The sequence below is a fragment of the Thermogemmatispora onikobensis genome (assembly GCF_001748285.1).
Taxonomy (GTDB): Bacteria; Chloroflexota; Ktedonobacteria; order Ktedonobacterales; family Ktedonobacteraceae; genus Thermogemmatispora; species Thermogemmatispora onikobensis.
In genome coordinates this window covers 37,451-53,315 of record NZ_BDGT01000018.1, presented here as the reverse complement: position 1 = coordinate 53,315, position 15,865 = coordinate 37,451, and the positions used below count along the sequence as shown (strand labels likewise).

Sequence of the window (15,865 nt, the reverse complement as noted above, 5' to 3'; positions counted from 1 at the left end):
TCAGGCAGGCCGTTGCGCCAGCAAGTCAGCAGCAGCAGCAGTCAAGCAAGATCGGCAGGAGAGTGCTATGGCAGAACGTCCCAAAATCCTGGTGACCCAGCGTGTACCTGATGTCGCCTACCCACCTCTGGAGGCCATCGGCGAGGTAGAGGCCAATAGGGAGGAAGGCGTTATCTGGCCCTACGAAGAGCTGCTCCGCCGCGGCCCCGGCCATGACTATATTTTTTGCTTGCTCACCGATCAGATCGACGCCCGCTTTCTGGAGGCTTGCGCCTCAGCCACGCCACGTCTGAAGATGGTGGCCAATATGGCCGTTGGCTACAACAATATCGATGTCGAAGCTGCCACCCGCCTCGGCATTGCCGTCAGTAACACTCCCGGCGTCCTCTCCGATACTACCGCTGACCTGGCCTTCGGCCTCCTGATCGCCGTCGCTCGTCGCATCCCCGAGGCCGAGCGCTTCGTACGCGCCGGGAAGTTCAAAGGCTGGGGTCCCTTGCTCTTCTGCGGCGCCGATGTGCATCATGCAACCCTGGGACTGATCGGCGTCGGACGCATCGGGAAGATCGTTGCCAAACGGGCCAGCGGCTTCGAAATGCGCGTCCTCTACTACAATCTCTACCGCCTGCCACCCGAGGAGGAAGCAGCCCATCATCTGACCTATGCCCCGCTAGACGAGTTGCTGCGCGAGTCCGATTTCGTCAGCATCCATACTCCCTATCTGCCTTCAACCCACCACCTGATCGGCGAACGGGAGCTATCATTGATGAAGCCAACAGCCTATTTGATCAACACTTCTCGCGGCCCCGTTGTCGATGAGAAGGCCCTGGTCCGTGCTTTGCAGGCGAAGCAAATCGCCGGCGCCGGCCTGGATGTCTATGAGCACGAGCCGGCCATCGAACCAGAGCTTTTGACGATGGAAAACGTGGTATTGCTACCGCATATTGCCAGCGCTTCCTACGCAACACGCAATCAGATGGCGCTGGTGGCCAGTAATAACATTGTTGCCCACCATGAAGGGCGCCGCCCCCCCAACCTGGTCAATCCCGAGGTGCTGGGCTAAGGACCCCGCTCACTAAGGCCCAGCCCAGTACTCCCAGGCACTGGCCGCCGAGGAGAACGAGCAGCCCCAGGCCACCCTGCTCCCGCTTCCTCAAGAAGGGCCGGGAGCAGGGCAGGTCAACAGAGAAGCGCCTTGGTTGCCGGGTGGCAGCATCGTTGACTTTTGCTGCAGATTCTTCTACTATGTCTTTAGCAGGTTGCCATCCTAGTGGGAGAGGAGGACGGTGAGTGAGAGGATTCCCAGAGAGGGGGGCCAGGGGACGGTGAAGCGCACGGGAAAGTTACTCGCTAAGGAATCCGGCTTACGGGCCTCTATTGGCGGTGAGGAGCGTTCTTATGTGCGTTGCGTCATTGCCGATCTCAATGACCCAACACGCCATTTTGAGTGCCGCGTGCTCGATGAGAACGATCTGCCGGTCGCTATTGGCGAGCCAATTACACTGGAGATCATCAGAGCCATCACCGATCGTCGCAGCGGACAGGTTCGCTTTGACTGCCGTTGGGTTCACTAGCTCGCAGCTCATCGGAAGGGGCCAGGAGCGCCTGACGCTCAGTGAGCAAGAGCCCTGATGAATCGCCTGGACAGAACCGGGCCGCACCGATCAGGCAAGGGACTCTGCCCCCTGGTGGAGGAGGCCAGCATCCAAGCCGAGATAGCGCTCGCCGACTAGCCAGCTGGCCTGGCTGGCCAGGGAGAAGCGGCCAAGCGCGAGCGAAGAAGGGGCGCCGGAGCAAGAGGAACAGCCTCACCCGGCTGTAGCCACCCTATCTACCCATCCATTCATCTCTTGAACAGAGGTCATTCTCCGACAACAGCAGCTGTTGTCGGAACGAACACGAGAGAGGTGCAGCCATGACCTGCACACAATGCAAGATAGAACTACCGGTCTCTGCCGTGGTCTGTCCTCAGTGTGGCACGGCAGTCTCATCAGGAGCACAGGCATATTATTCGTACCTCCCTGCCGATACGCCTGCCTGGCCACGTGACCCGCGCGAAGTCTCCAACCCCTTGCTGCTGGCCAACGGTCTTGCTGGTCAGAGCACAGCTATCGCTTTTCCGGGCCAGGCTCGACCAGCAGGACGTTCCAGCCGCTGGCTCACGGTGGTCACCGTGCTGCTCCTGAGCTGTCTGCTCGGCGCTGGTTTTGCCGTGGGACTGTTGTGGGTCCACGGCTATTTCGCCCCCAAAGCGCCCGCGCACAGCGTTCAGCTCCCCAGTCAAGCGCCAGCAGCAACCGCCACGGCAGGCAGTCAGAGCTCGACCACGAACGTTCTGCCCACACCATCCTCTTTCAAGCCCTTGAGCAATGCCAGTAGCCAATCTCTGGGTCTGACCATGAACCTTCCCCAGGATTGGCTTGAGGGCCAGCTCAACACTTCCAGCAGCGGGGTCAAAACGCTCACACTCGATCCTCCTCAGAGTCTCTCAGTTCCATTGAGTCTGCTCGTTGTTCAATTTCCTAGCGATGCCAACCAGGCCTTTTCCAGCGCGCACGAGCTTGACCAGTTTCTGATTCAGAACTTCGCTCAGGCCACCAGCCTGAGCAATCCACAAACGCTGACCAATACGCCCCAGACACGGACCGTCGGGGGCCAGGCCTGGAGCGAGGACGACGTGAGCTTTCCCCTGAACAACAACCAGAGCTTGCACCTCGTCACTCTAAGTGTCATGTATAAGCAACATTACTATAGTCTTCAGTTCTATGCCAGCAACAACGTTTTTGACGAGGCAATGCAAAAATACTACAATCCGATGCTCGCCTCGCTGCACTTTATCGCCTGAGTAAAGCCAGCGTCGGCAGCCAGTCCAGTCAGCGCTCCCACAGCCAGCGAGGCCCTCATCCTCTCCAAAAAGGAGCATCGGAGAGGAAAGAGGGCCTCGCTAGAACCTGGTCCCGCTCCCGTTGCAGAGAGTCGGGGTGAAGCGGTTCGAAGAGTGCTAGTACTCAGGCATAGAAGGAGTAGCAGCTTTCTCTTTCTCAGGCACGTCGGTGATGAGGGCCTCGGTGGTCAGGATCATGGCCGCGATGCTGGCGGCATTCTGCAGGGCCGAGCGGGTCACCTTAGCGGGATCGGTGATACCAGCGGCGATCATGTCCTCATAGCGATCGAGCAGGACGTTGTAGCCATAGTTGCGGTTATTATGCTCGCGCTGGGTGCGCAGGATGCCCTCGACCACCACCGAGCCATCCTTGCCACCATTGATAGCGAGCTGGCGCACCGGCTCCTCCAGGGCGCGGCGCAGGATCTTCACCCCGGTCGCCGCATCGCCGGTCAGTTCCAGCTTGTCCAAAGCTTCGATTGCATTGAGCAGAGCCACACCGCCGCCGGGGACGATGCCCTCCTCAACCGCGGCCCGAGCCGCCGACAGGGCGTCCTCGACGCGCGTCTGACGATACTTCTGCTCGACCTCCGAGCCGGCCCCGACTTTGATCAGGGCCACGCCTCCGGCCAGCTTCGCCAGGCGCTCCTGCAACTTCTCGCGATCGTAGTCGCTGGTCGTCTCCTCGATCTGGGCCTTGATCTGACGGATGCGCGCCTGGATGTCAGCCGGATTGCCGCGGCCCTCGACGATGGTGGTTGTATCTTTGGTTGCCACCACGCGGCGGGCCTGCCCCAGATCGGCCAGCGTCACCGAATCAAGGCGGCGGCCCATCTCCTCGCTAATCACCTGGCCGCCAGTCAGCGCCGCGATATCGCGGAGCATCTCCTTGCGGCGATCGCCGAAGCCTGGGGCCTTGACGGCCAGCACGTTCAGCACGCCACGCACCTTATTCACCACCAGCGTCGCCAGGGCATCCCCATCGACATCTTCAGCGATGATCACCAGCTCGCGCCGCCCCTGCTGTGTGATCTTCTCCAACACTGGCAGGATATCCTGGACAGCACTGATTTTGCGATCGGTAATCAGGAGATAGGGATTCTCAATGGCGGCTTCCTGCTTCTCATTGTTGGTCACGAAGTAAGCCGAGACAAAGCCTTTATCGAGCTGCATGCCCTCGACAAACTCCGTCTCGAAGCTGGTGCCACGAGAAGCCTCGACGGTGATGACGCCATCCTTGCCAACCTTGTCCATCACATCGGCGATCAATCTGCCGATCGTCTCATCCGCCGCGGAGTTGGTTGCAATGTGGGCAATATCTTCGCGCGTCTGTACCGGTACTGCTACCGAACGGATATAGTCGACAACAGCCTCGGTGGCGCGATCGATACCATACTTGAGCTGCATCGGATTGGCACCAGCGGCCAGGTTCTTCAAGCCTTCCGTGACGATGGCCTGCGCCAGGACGGTGGCCGTTGTCGTGCCATCACCAGCCACATCGTTGGTCTTGGTGGCCGCTTCCTTCAGAAGCTGAGCCCCCATATTCTCAAAGGGGTCCTCCAGCTCGATCTCCTTGGCCACCGTGACACCGTCGTGCGTAATGGAGGGAGCACCAAACTTCTTATCGAGGGCAACATTTCGGCCTTTGGGGCCGAGGGTTACTTTGACCGCGGCTGCGAGCAGGTCGATTCCTCGCTTCAGCGAACGACGCGCCTCACTATCAAATACTAACTGTTTGGCCATTTATCGCTTGTTCCTTCCTCTCTATCTCGGCTAAGCGATTGTTCGGTCGACCGCAGCTCTCCCTCTTCGGAGGGGGGAGCGCGAACACATGGGAGAGTTCACAGCGGGGTCCAATCAGCTCAGAACGGCGAGAATATCGCTCTCTTTTAGTACCAGGTATTCCTCGCCATCGAGCTTGAACTCAGTGCCACTATACTTGGCAAAGAGCACCCGATCGCCCTCGCGCACCTCCAACGCCGCCCGCTCGCCATTATCAAGCAGCCGACCGCTCCCTACGGCAACGACGGTCCCTTCCTGGGGCTTCTCCTTAGCTGTATCAGGAATGACGATACCACTCTTAGTGACCTCTTCTTTGGCCGCGGGCTTCACCACCACGCGGTCGCCAACAGGACGGATCTTCGCCACGAACGTCTTCTCCCTTTCTTCCGCTAGTTTTTTAGGGTTGCGCACTTCTCTTGTACAGGACCCATCGCGTCTCTCGCGTAGGTACACAAGCGAACAAAAGGGGCTACCAGGCGAGCTTCCACTCTCAGAAAAGCTTCGCGCCTCCTCGCCGGCCACCTTGTCACAGACCAGACCGCTTCCCTCACGTTGCCTATGGCCTCAGATCGGCGTGGGACGATGCAGACTCCGATTCCACACTCTGTGCGTTCAATCGGCAGCTGCTGCAGGACGGGGAGACAGCAGAACCAGGGGCCACTGGAGCCAACGAGCCTCTCACAAGTACCCTTCTAGCAGCTCAGGACGGGCTTGTTTCCATCCCATGCGGCTGAGTAGAATCTTGCCCCTCATGCTCAGGCATGTAGTGGATCACACCAGCAATGTTGACTGAGCGATACTGTGAATAATCACAGCTGCAAGGGCCCCCAGCAGCACACCCACTACAGCAATAAGCCTTGCCCTGCACGATCGTTGGAGACCAGCGAATCTCGATGTCGCAGTTCGCACAGCGCAACGGCTGCGGTTGCGGCGCCCGCTGAGCACTCTGACCAGCGTTCCCTTGTGACCGATTGCTCGCTGCGTACATGGGTCCTCGCCTCTCCTTGCTGTCCAAGCAACACCTGAGCCTGCTTCGAGTATGCCATACCCCCCATTAGAGCTACGTAGGAAAAGCATTAGAGAAGCGTAGGAAGAGTGTTAGAGAAGCGTTAGAATCACCGCCCGGCTGCATGCAGAATGCACGGCTGCGTTGCGACCTCCCTCTCCTTTCCCAGCGCCTGCTACTGCCGCGGCTCGCGGCTGAGTCATTGATCAAACGGACCCTTGCGACGAGTGGGACAGGTGTCGCCAGTGTGGTTGATCCCTCGTCTGGATCGTTTTATATAGAGTACCCTGACTGATACAACCGGCGTTTGCGGCCCCTGGACGGATGGATCGCTTCACTTGAGAGAAGCACCGCCCCAGGCCGATGGCCACATCCAGCGAAGCGTGTCCTTCGCGGAAATAGCCAATGTCGTCAGTCAGGCCAGTCCGGCTGAGTCACTGCGGCTCGCCGGAAGGGTCTGAGCCAGCCTGCGTGCAAGCGAGCAAGGTAAGGACCAGGCGAGAGCGACAGCCACGCACCTGGATTGCATGGCCTGGGACAGGGGAGTATTCTAACAAAGAGGCCCTGGCACCTCTCTGCTCGCCTCTATCTGGGCCACTCTCCTGACCTTACGGTTGAGAAGCCTGGCTCTTCTGGTCAGCATCCCACCTGCCAGCGCCTCCAGCATGAGACCAGGCGATCGCTATCAGGAGACGTACTTTTCCATGTCATGACTATGCTGGTGAATCTGCAGTAGTGTTATGCACAATAGTGAGTTGAAACAAGCATCTGAGACACCATTGAGTAGTAGACTACAAAGTGCCCATCTCCAGCAGGGGATAGAATCCCAGCCATCAAAGCAGCCGACCCTGCAAGCCCCGGGAGCCGGTCAGGCCAGCGCTCCCATCGGGGTTTTTGATTCGGGAGCCGGCGGCTTGACTATTCTCAGCGTCCTGCGGCAAGAGCTACCCGGCGAGGACTACCTCTACGTCGGCGATACGGCTCACTGCCCCTACGGCCTGCGCAGCGAGGCTGAGATCACCCAGCTGGGGCTGGAGATCAGTCGCTTCCTGGTAGAGCGCGGCGTGAAACTGATCGTTGTTGCCTGCAATGCCGCCTCACAAGCGGCCCTTGCCACTCTGCGCGCCACGTTCCCTGTGCCTTTCGTCGGGGTAGTGCCCGCCGTGAAGCCCGCAGCACGCCTGACACGCAAGGGACGCATTGGTATCATTGCTACGAATCAAGCGGCACGCTCGCCCTATTTGCAGCAGCTCATTGCCGACTTTGCTCGCGATACTGAGACCTATAGCCACGGCTGCTCTGAGCTGGTGACTCTCGTCGAACGCGGCGAGTTGGATACGCCAACGGCGGAGGAGGTCGTGCGCCAGGCTCTGAGGCCCGTGCTCAGCAAAGATATCGATGTGCTGGTCCTGGGATGCACCCATTTTCCGGCTTTGCGCCCGCTGATCGAGCGCGTGGCTGGCAGCGGCGTCCAGGTTATCGATAGCGGAGCGGCGATTGCTCGCCGGACACGCTCGGTGTTGGAAGCCACCGCGCTCCTCAAGCCCTCGACGAAGTCACAGGGCCAGCACCCCAGCGGCAGACTGGAAGTGTGGTGCAGCGGTGACCCGACCTCCTTCCGCCAGGTCGCCTCTAGCATTCTGGGCTATCCTGTCGTGGTGCACCAGGCCAGCCAGCTCGCTCAGATCACAACTGCCGCCGCTCACGAGGAAGGGAAAGAGTGATCGTGATGAATAGCCGCCGTCTGACTCAGGTACTCAAAGAAGACGCCGCCGGCCCTCAACCTGGTGAATTTGGTATGATTGATAGCGAGTCTTTGCGTCTACGGATTGCGCGTCATGTTTCCAATATCCTTGCGCCTTTTTCTATCTCTTTGCCACTGGTAACACTAGTAGCACTTTACCATAGCGCCGACCCGCGCCATGCACTGGCTTGCGCCTTTATCGCTCTTTTTTTCCTAAGCCTGGGTCCCCTGCTCTATATCGCCATCGGCGTTCACACTGGTCGGCTCTCCGATCTGGAGATCACACGCCGTTCCGAGCGCATGGGCCCTTATGTCTTCTCTATCTCTTCCGCCACCGTTGGCCTCTTTGTCTTGCAAACTCTCCACGGCCCCTATAACTTGATGACGCTGCTGATCATTACCATCGCAAGCAGCATCGTGATGCTCTTCATTACACTCTGGTGGAAAATCAGCGTTCATGCCTCCTCAATGGCCAGTGCTGCAACCCTGCTGACCGCCATGTACGGCTCAGTGATGCTGCCGCTTTTCCTGCTGCTCATTCTGGTAAGCTGGTCACGGGTGGTCTTACGCCGGCATACGGTGGCCCAGGTGACCCTCGGCGCTCTCCTGAACATCCTGCTCACCACTGTCATTCTTAAGCTGCGGGGTTTCTAGGAAGGAGCCACTTGCCTGCCCTTCGGCTCGCCTGAGCGGCCTCTTTTCAGGGGAGAATGGGGGAGGGAGAAAAGCAGGACACCAGGATAGGTTAAGGGCATCCCGGCGGGAGAGGCAAGCAAGAACACGGGCCCTGATGAGCAGGGCAGGATGCCTGTCTAGCCGCGTCGGCTCTGACAGGCTCCTGCCCTTTCTTGATCATGCCGCTCTCTTGGAGAGATACCGGCCTGGCGCAGCAGCAGCAGCAGCAGCAGTAGCAGCAGGCCGAACCAGTAGCAATCATCCGCCAGTCGCAACCCTCTTGACTGAAGCCTCTTCCAGCGCCCGATGGTATCTCACTGACTACTGCTGAGCGAACTTTACCTGCCGCCGCCGGCGGCGCCGGTCACGCCGGCTCGCTCTGGCTCAGGGAGCTGGGGTGCGACGGGAGTCGTCGTAAGGGCCGCCAGGCGCTGGCGAGCGCGAATGGCTGGCGCCACCGCACGTCGCGTCGAGGCTGTCGTCGCCCGGCTGACCACCCAGAAGAAGCCAAAGAGCATCAGCCAGTTGACGACCCCCAGGACGATCAGGAAGACCAGGTTCGAGGCCCCCAGAGCGTTCAGAACCAGATAGAGCGCCCCAGTCAGGACAATGTTGACCAGGGTCGTGGGGATCAGAATCAGCCAGGCAAACTGCATCAGCTGATCGGCGCGCAGGCGCGGCAGAGTCGTCCGCACCCAGATGAAGACGCCACAGAGCAGGTAGATCTTGAGGATAAAGTAGAAGAGCGCCAGCAGATTGCCCAGGACTTGCCAGCCAATGGCCATACCGGGAGCCGTCAGGAAGGCCACGCCCGGACCCGACCAGCCACCAAGGAAGAGCATGGCCGTGATCGCTGAGACAATGGTCATGTTGCCATACTCGCCGAGGTAGAAGAGCGCCCAGCGCATGCCGCTATACTCAGTGAGGTAGCCGGCCACCAGCTCCGATTCGGCCTCGGGCAGATCAAAAGGCGAGCGGTTCGTCTCGGCCAATCCACAGGTATAGTAGATCAAAAGGAGCAACGGCTGCACCAGAATAAACCAGGCCCAGGGGGTGAAGCCCTCGAAGATGAAGTCCCAGACTGGGTTGCCCTTGCCCGGCCAACTCTGCGCCATCTGGAGATTCATAATGTCCTTGATAGCGATGGTGCCGAGGCCGTTGTCAAGCAGGATGCTCGTCAGCATCACAATGCTGACCAGAGAGAGAACGAGCGGTAGCTCGTAAGAGATCATCTGGGCCGCAGAGCGCAGGCCCCCAATGAGGGCATACTTGTTGTTCGAACCCCAGCCTGCCATGACCACGCCCACCACATCGAGCGAGCTCATAGCGATCAAGTAGACAATGCCCGTCGCCAACGGCCCCCCTGGCAGGCTAATATAGGGCGAGAAGGGCAGCACGGCAAACGAGGCAATCACCGGGGCGAGAAAGACCGAAGGGGCCAGGATAAAAACAGCCTTATCGATTTTGCCAGCATGAATATCTTCCTTAAGCAGCAATTTGCCCACATCGGCCACTGTCTGCAACAAGCCCCAGGGTCCCGTGTGCAATGGGCCATAGCGATCCTGCATCCAGGCCATGACCTTGCGCTCGGCCAGGATCAGAATCACTGCACTTGTCAACACGAAGCCAAAGATGGAAACAAACGCCACCACGAACTGGAGAAACTCCCAAGAAAGGATGCCGTGGAGGAGCTGCTCCCACCAGACTTCGGCTAATACAACTCCACCGGACATAGGATACACTCCACTCTCTTACCTTGCATCAGCGGGCTTACAAGCAAGACACGCGCACCCTTCTTTCTTCAGAGCAGGCTACCAGCCGTGGTCACCGCTGCCAGGCAGGAGCGATTGCCCAGCCTGGAGCCAGCAAGCGTTTGAACAGCTGGCAGCTCTTGCCTCGCGAGAAGAGCGGCTTATGGCCTTGCCCGCGCGCGTTAACGATCGACCTCTCCCAGCACAATATCCAGGCTTCCCAGAATGGCCACGACATCGCTCATCTTGTGGCCGCGCAGCAATTCGGGCAGAATCTGAAGATTGACAAAGGAAGGCCCACGAATCTTGGCCCGCCACGGGTACTCACTGCCATTGCTGATAAAGTAGATCCCCAGCTCGCCCTTGCTGCTCTCAATGGCAAAGTAGGTTTCGCCGCGTGGTGGACGGAGCGCAATTGGTGTCCGCGTCGAGATTGGGCCACCCGGCAGCTGATCCATTGCCACCCGTACCAGGCGCAGGCTCTCCGCCATCTCCTGCATACGCACCCGATAGCGCGCATAGCAGTCACCTTCCTGCCGCACCTGGGGATTGACCTTGACTTCCCGATAGGCCATATAGGGGCGATTGACCCGCAGGTCCCAATTCACGCCACTGGCGCGCAGCATGGGACCAGTCAGTCCATAGGCAATGGCCTGCTGAGGATCAACATAGCCAACGCCCTGGGTACGCGCCTCGAAAATCTCGTTTCCCGTGATCAGGGTCTCTAGCTCTTGCAGGTTCTTTTCGAACTGATTGCACCAGGCTTCACACTGCTGAAGCCAGCCCTTGGGAAAATCATGGAGGACGCCGCCCACGCGCATGTAGTTGACATTAAAGCGGCTTCCTCCCAGGGCCTCGAAGAGCGAGAGAATCCCTTCACGATCGCGAAAGGTCCATAGAATCGGCGTAAAAGCACCCAGGTCGAGCAGATAGGTGCCAATGGCCACCAGATGGCTGGCGATGCGCTGCAGCTCATTGGTGATCAGGCGAATGTATTGGGCGCGGCGCGGCGGCTCAATACCCATTAACTGCTCGACCGCCCCTACATAGGCGGTCTCGTTGAGCATCGGTGAGAGATAGTCGGCATTGTCCATATAGCGAATGCCGGCCATCACCGTGCGATTCTCCAGAATCTTCTCAATGCCCCGATGGAGGTAGCCAATAACCGGCGTACAATCCACCACCGTCTCACCTTCGAGGGTGAGGACAAGACGGAGCACGCCGTGAGTGCTCGGGTGCTGCGGCCCCATGTTCAGGATCATTTCCTCGGAGCGCAGCTCACCGGGCGCAACCCCTTCGAGAGGAGGTCTATTCACACCTTGATTGGTCGCCATAGCTTCCTCGCAGCTCTTTGTCTCACTCAGCAGGTAGTAGAGGTAGTCAGTGTTCAGTGTCCGCAGTGAGCAAGCCTGGCCAACGTATCGCTCCACTAACTGCACTGTACCTGAACCTCGATGCAGCTCTCCAGCCACTCAGAGCAGGATGACTCTTCCCTCTTGGTTTTTCGCTGCTAGCTGGCTGGCCGACCGCTTGACAGGCAGGGCAGCAACCAGGCCCAGATGATGGGCGAGGCAAACCTTGCTTTAGATAGCTACCGGGCGAGCGCCTCAGCGCCCTCGCCTTCGGGAGAGGCGGAGACAGAAGTTGACAGTCCAAAGCAGTCCCAGGAGCGCCGCCATTGCAGCGTAGAGAACGCGGTTCGGATCTCGCTCCAGGCTCACATAAAAGATGATCGCCAGGCACCAGAAGGCCAGCGCCAGAAAGAGAGACCAGAGCAAGCTCCGTAGCTCGGACGGCGAGCGGGCAGGCAGCGGTCGCTCCCGCTGCGCTGATAACCCTCGCCCCGAGCTTGGCCCTTGTGAAGGCTGCTCCTCCTCAGCGCGCCGGGCGGCCTTCGCTGAGGCTCTGGCTTTGGTTCCTTTGCTGCTCCCCCTGCTGCTGGCCATTAGCGAGCCTGGCCCTCCGTCGAACTCGAACGCGCCTCTCCTTCTTCCTCTTCGTGCTCGTGAGCATGGGAGGCATGGCCAAAGGTTGGCGTTCCTGGATGCAGTCGCTCTAGTTTGCCCTGGCCAAACTTCTTCTGCACCACATGCTCGACCCCACGCTGTTGATACTGGCCAGCAACCGCCATATTGGGATCAACCTGGGTCGTGGCTGGCGGTTTGACCGTCAGAGGCACCTGATGGAAGCTCTTCAGCAGGGGGTACCCCTCAAAATCGTCATCTAGCAACATGCGCCGCAGATCGGGATGCCCCGTAAAACGGATGCCGAACAGATCGTAGGTCTCCCGCTCCAGCCAGTTCGCCGTCGGCCAGACCGAAACTACGCTATCCACCTCCGGGTTCTCGGCCTCCAGGCGCACTTTGATCTGCAAGAGCGAGCCGCGCGTGGTCGAACGCAAATGATAGACCGTTTCCAGATGGTCAAGCATGTCAACCCCGGAAACGCAGCTGAGCAGGTCAAAGCCAAGCTGATCGCGGAGAAAGCGACAGACAGCCACCAGATGGGCGCGATCAACCTCGATGCCCAGATAATTGCCTTTCATCACCCGCGACACCACCGGCTGACCGGTGATCTGCGCTAGCGGCGCCAGGTCGCGCGCAAGCTCGTTTAGCTCGTCACTATAGTCGGAGGCGCTCGGAATCTGCGAAACACGCGGTACTATATCCATCGGATCACTCCCTTGCGCCAGGCATAGACCAGACCGAGCGCAAGTACAATAATAAAGAAGAGTATCTCAAAAAAGCCAAAGATACTCAGGCTTTTGAAAAGGACAGCCCAGGTGACAATAAAGACAATATCGACATCGAAGGCAACGAAGAGCAAGGCAAAGATGTAGAATCCCAGCGGATACTGGACCCAGGCCGAACCGATCGGCACCTCGCCCGACTCATAGGTCTGCAGCTTTTCTGCTGTCCTACGTCTGGGAGCCAGCAGATTCGCGACCGTCATTGTGATCAAGACAAAGGTGAAGCCAGCGGCCAGCAGAATCGCGGCATAAAGATAACCAGTACTGGTAGTTAGTGACACACGCCTTCCTCCAGCTGTCGGACCCTTGTTTACAAAGGAAAAGAGGGTCAGAAGATGCTGCAAAGATTATAGCACAGGGTTGAACAGGCGACAAACTGACCGGCTGACTCTACCCCTCTCTGGCCTGGCAGAACCGGACCACTCCCCGACCCAAAAAGCAAGCGCCAGGAGGATGCTTCTCCTGGCGCGCCTCTGCTCGCCTCTGCTCGCCTCTGCTGCTTTCGATCGCCGCCGTGCTGCTGCGGTGTCAGCTCTGTGGCAAGGTAGGTAGAGCAAACTGATCCGGCTGAGCAAGGACTTGCAGGACTGTCGAGCCTTTCGCGCGTGTACTTTCGACGAGCTGGACGACAATGACGGAAATGTTATCCTCTCCGCCACCATCGAGCGCGAGCTGCACCAGATCGTTAACGAGCTGTTGAGGATCAGCGGACTTGCGCAGCACAGACTCAATGTAGGGATCACGAGTCATATCCCAGAGACCATCGGAGCAGAGCAAGAGTTTATCGCCAGGCAGCAGCTCCTCGCGGAAAGGATCGACCTCGACGATTGGCTTTTCGCCTAAGCTCCGATAGATCTGATTGCGCTTCGGATGGGTGTAGATATCCTCTGGTTTGATAATGCCTGCTTCTACCAGGCTGGCAACTACCGAATGATCTTGTGTGACCTTCTTGAGGCCTCCACCCTCTCGATAGAGATAGGTGCGGCTATCACCTACATTGGCAACATAGGCCACGGAGCCGACAATCAAAGCTGTGGTCATGGTGGTTCCCATGTCGGCATGCTCGCGCTGGTTCTGCTCGTGAACAGCCTGATTGGCCGACTGCACTCCCTCTACCAGGAGGCGCTGGTAGTCATTGCTACTCAGCTCGTGCCCGCGTAGGAGCGAAGGGAGTACGTAGTCGACAATCGTTTGAATGGCCAGGCGGCTGGCATCCTGTCCATTGGCATGGCCCCCCATGCCGTCAGCCACAACGAAGAGGCCCCAGGGCTGCACCTGCCCACCGCCGAGTTGCCGCCCCCCAAGAATGGCCAGCAGACTGTCCTCATTCGGCTTATGGCGCCGTTTAATGCCTGGATCAGTGCGATGACCAACCACCAGCTGAAGGCTCTTCATCCGCTGTCTTCCTCTTATGACCTGAGTTTTGCCCTCTGACCTCGAAGCGGCAGGGGCAGCGATCGCTTGCGTTGGTTGATCGCTGAGTGGGGGCAAGACAAAGGTGGGTTGATCGCTGAGCGGGGTCACCGAGGCGGATTGAGCAGGGGAAGGGGACGTCGAGAAAGCCGCCGCCGGCATCTCGTTCTCGGTCGGCGCCTCTGTCCCCGGCATGGGTGCTGCTGGCTGAGGAGCCGCAGCCTCGGGCGGCACGAGCGCACGGAGGCGCAGGCCCGAGGTCGATGGTGAGAGCAACACACCACATGAGGGGCAATATTCGACACCACGACTGACCTGCTGCTTACAGCGCGGACATTGCAGCAGGGCCGCGGCTCCAGCTGTCGACGCCGAGGCCACCGCTCTTTCTTCCCTCTCCAGCTGGCTCTGTTGGGGTCTCGCTGCAGGAACTGCGGCTTGCGGCTGCGGCTGCGCCTGGAGAGTTCTGACCCGCTGCCGTTGACGCTCCGCTTCCAGATCTGCCTGGCGCTTGGCTTCTTCCTCTTCTTTGCGGAAGCGCTCCAGCTCCTTGCGCCTCTTGACGCGCCCCACCGTGAGAGTGATCAACAGCAGAATGACTACCAGGAGGAGCAAGCCGACGATGCCTCCCCAGACAAGCAGCGGGAGCCCCGCGAAACCGACCTCGCTGCCTGCCCCCTGCGGCTGGGCCTGACTACTTGTTGGAGTCTGCAGACGCTGGTTGATGAGCTGGAGGAATTGCTGGGCCCCTCGCAGCTGGTTTTGGCTGAGCGTGAGGGTTTGCTGAAACTCCCCTTTGGCCTGCTGATACTGGCCACGATAATAGTCCTGGATGCCAGCTCGCCAGTGAGCAAGGAGCGGATTAGCGGGCGCCTCTAGCAGGTTGAAGCTGTTGAGGAGAGCACGCACTTGACTGGCGTCGCTGGCCTCGCCGCTGAGAAGCTGCAAGCCAACGACCTGCCCAGCCTGATTAACGATTGGCGTCCCCCCCTCCTGCGGCTCACCAGGTGTCGAGGTGGCGGTGTTTACAGGTCGCTCCTGGCCCCCAATCAGCTCGGGAGTGAGAAAGTTTGGCGCCTGGCTGGCCTGAGCAGGCAGGGCGCCGCTGGCGTCAGTAAGCTCCAGTCCAAAGGTCGTTGTCTGCTCCCCCGAGGAGAGCGATGCCAGGTCGGCAGAAGGGAGAGCATAGGCGCTATGGAAAGGAACAAGCACGAGAGTATGAGCACAATTATCGAGTGCTATCGGGCAACTACTGCCACCCTCTGGGAACAACGGGCCACGATTCGAGCAGCTCAGCGGTAAGCCAGCACAAGCAATGCGAGTCAACAGGGTTCCCAGCCCGGTTGAGCTGCTATAAATATCAATCGAGGTTAATTGGCCCGGGAGGCTGCCACTGTTTCCACAGAGGCGCAACCTGCTCACCAGGTCTCCGTCGGTTAAGACCCAGGCGTTGAGGTCATTTGCTCCCCGCGGCTGCCAGCTTCTGACAAGCACCCCCAAGCCTGTGCACTGAACATCAGGCGGACTCAGCGGGGCCGGCTCATCGGACAGCTCGCTTCCCACTGAGGTCCGTGTGAGAGGTAGCTGACCACCACTCGCATGATCAGAAGTATAGGTCACCAGCAAACGAACGACTGCAGCCCCCACCAGGTCAAGCACCTGACTTTTCCCGACGTCGACGCTCCCACCTCCAGGAGCAGCGACTGCAGCAACAGGCCACAGGAGCTGTAAGGCGATGAGAAGCGCGCCAAGCAAGAGGCCAATTCTGGTTGACAGCAGGCCGATGTTTTTCCTTTCCGCGGAACACAGGTGATACGTACTCATCGGCACTTTCTCCCTTACATCCAAAGCTGACGAAATGCGC

The 15,865-nt window shown here is 59.2% G+C and carries 12 protein-coding genes; 5 read left to right on the top strand and 7 right to left on the bottom strand.

Going from position 1 to position 15,865, the window contains the following annotated elements:
* The first annotated feature begins 67 nt into the window (after positions 1-67).
* The 3 genes from BGC09_RS09990 to BGC09_RS09985 all read left to right on the top strand — a co-directional run bounded on the left by BGC09_RS09990 (position 68) and on the right by BGC09_RS09985 (position 2,845).
* Positions 68-1,063, top strand: coding sequence for a 2-hydroxyacid dehydrogenase (locus BGC09_RS09990; RefSeq protein WP_069803842.1), 996 nt, complete (start codon positions 68-70; stop codon positions 1,061-1,063).
* A gap of 223 nt (positions 1,064-1,286) precedes the next feature.
* The gene (locus tag BGC09_RS22535) at positions 1,287-1,574 is read left to right on the top strand and encodes a hypothetical protein (RefSeq protein WP_141727721.1); all 288 of its coding nucleotides are present in this window, start codon (positions 1,287-1,289) and stop codon (positions 1,572-1,574) included.
* A 341-nt stretch (positions 1,575-1,915) separates the two neighbouring features.
* Positions 1,916-2,845, top strand: a complete 930-nt coding sequence (locus tag BGC09_RS09985) for a hypothetical protein (RefSeq protein ID WP_069803840.1) — start codon at positions 1,916-1,918, stop codon at positions 2,843-2,845.
* A 156-nt stretch (positions 2,846-3,001) separates the two neighbouring features.
* Here the strand turns inward: BGC09_RS09985 and groL are convergent, their stop codons facing one another.
* On the bottom strand, positions 3,002-4,627 hold the full coding sequence (groL, locus tag BGC09_RS09980) for a chaperonin GroEL (RefSeq protein WP_069803838.1): 1,626 nt from the start codon (positions 4,625-4,627) through the stop codon (positions 3,002-3,004).
* 114 nt (positions 4,628-4,741) lie between these two features.
* The gene (gene groES / locus BGC09_RS09975) at positions 4,742-5,032 is read right to left on the bottom strand and encodes a co-chaperone GroES (protein WP_052887780.1); all 291 of its coding nucleotides are present in this window, start codon (positions 5,030-5,032) and stop codon (positions 4,742-4,744) included.
* Positions 5,033-6,451: 1,419 nt separating this feature from the next.
* On the opposite strand from groES, the gene murI reads away from it, so the two are divergent.
* The gene (gene murI, locus BGC09_RS09970; protein WP_176728896.1) at positions 6,452-7,396 is read left to right on the top strand and encodes a glutamate racemase; all 945 of its coding nucleotides are present in this window, start codon (positions 6,452-6,454) and stop codon (positions 7,394-7,396) included.
* Positions 7,393-8,070 carry a phosphatase PAP2 family protein gene (locus tag BGC09_RS09965; protein WP_141727720.1) on the top strand — a complete coding sequence of 226 codons (678 nt, stop codon included), beginning with the start codon at positions 7,393-7,395 and terminating at the stop codon, positions 8,068-8,070. The genes murI and BGC09_RS09965 overlap by 4 nt, the downstream gene beginning before the upstream one ends.
* 359 nt (positions 8,071-8,429) lie before the next feature.
* On the opposite strand, the gene BGC09_RS09960 is transcribed toward BGC09_RS09965, so the two are convergent.
* From BGC09_RS09960 to BGC09_RS09935, 5 genes are all read right to left on the bottom strand, one after another.
* Positions 8,430-9,824, bottom strand: a complete 1,395-nt coding sequence (locus BGC09_RS09960) for a complex I subunit 1/NuoH family protein (RefSeq protein ID WP_069803834.1) — start codon at positions 9,822-9,824, stop codon at positions 8,430-8,432.
* Between the two features lie 200 nt (positions 9,825-10,024).
* The gene (locus BGC09_RS09955; RefSeq protein ID WP_069803889.1) at positions 10,025-11,176 is read right to left on the bottom strand and encodes an NADH-quinone oxidoreductase subunit D; all 1,152 of its coding nucleotides are present in this window, start codon (positions 11,174-11,176) and stop codon (positions 10,025-10,027) included.
* 611 nt (positions 11,177-11,787) lie between these two features.
* The gene (locus tag BGC09_RS09945) at positions 11,788-12,513 is read right to left on the bottom strand and encodes an NADH-quinone oxidoreductase subunit C (protein WP_069803830.1); all 726 of its coding nucleotides are present in this window, start codon (positions 12,511-12,513) and stop codon (positions 11,788-11,790) included.
* The gene (locus BGC09_RS09940; protein WP_069803828.1) at positions 12,504-12,872 is read right to left on the bottom strand and encodes an NADH-quinone oxidoreductase subunit A; all 369 of its coding nucleotides are present in this window, start codon (positions 12,870-12,872) and stop codon (positions 12,504-12,506) included. Before BGC09_RS09940 ends, BGC09_RS09945 begins: the two co-directional genes overlap by 10 nt.
* 247 nt (positions 12,873-13,119) lie before the next feature.
* The gene (locus tag BGC09_RS09935; RefSeq protein WP_069803826.1) at positions 13,120-15,825 is read right to left on the bottom strand and encodes a protein phosphatase 2C domain-containing protein; all 2,706 of its coding nucleotides are present in this window, start codon (positions 15,823-15,825) and stop codon (positions 13,120-13,122) included.
* Between the last annotated feature and the right edge of the window lie 40 nt (positions 15,826-15,865).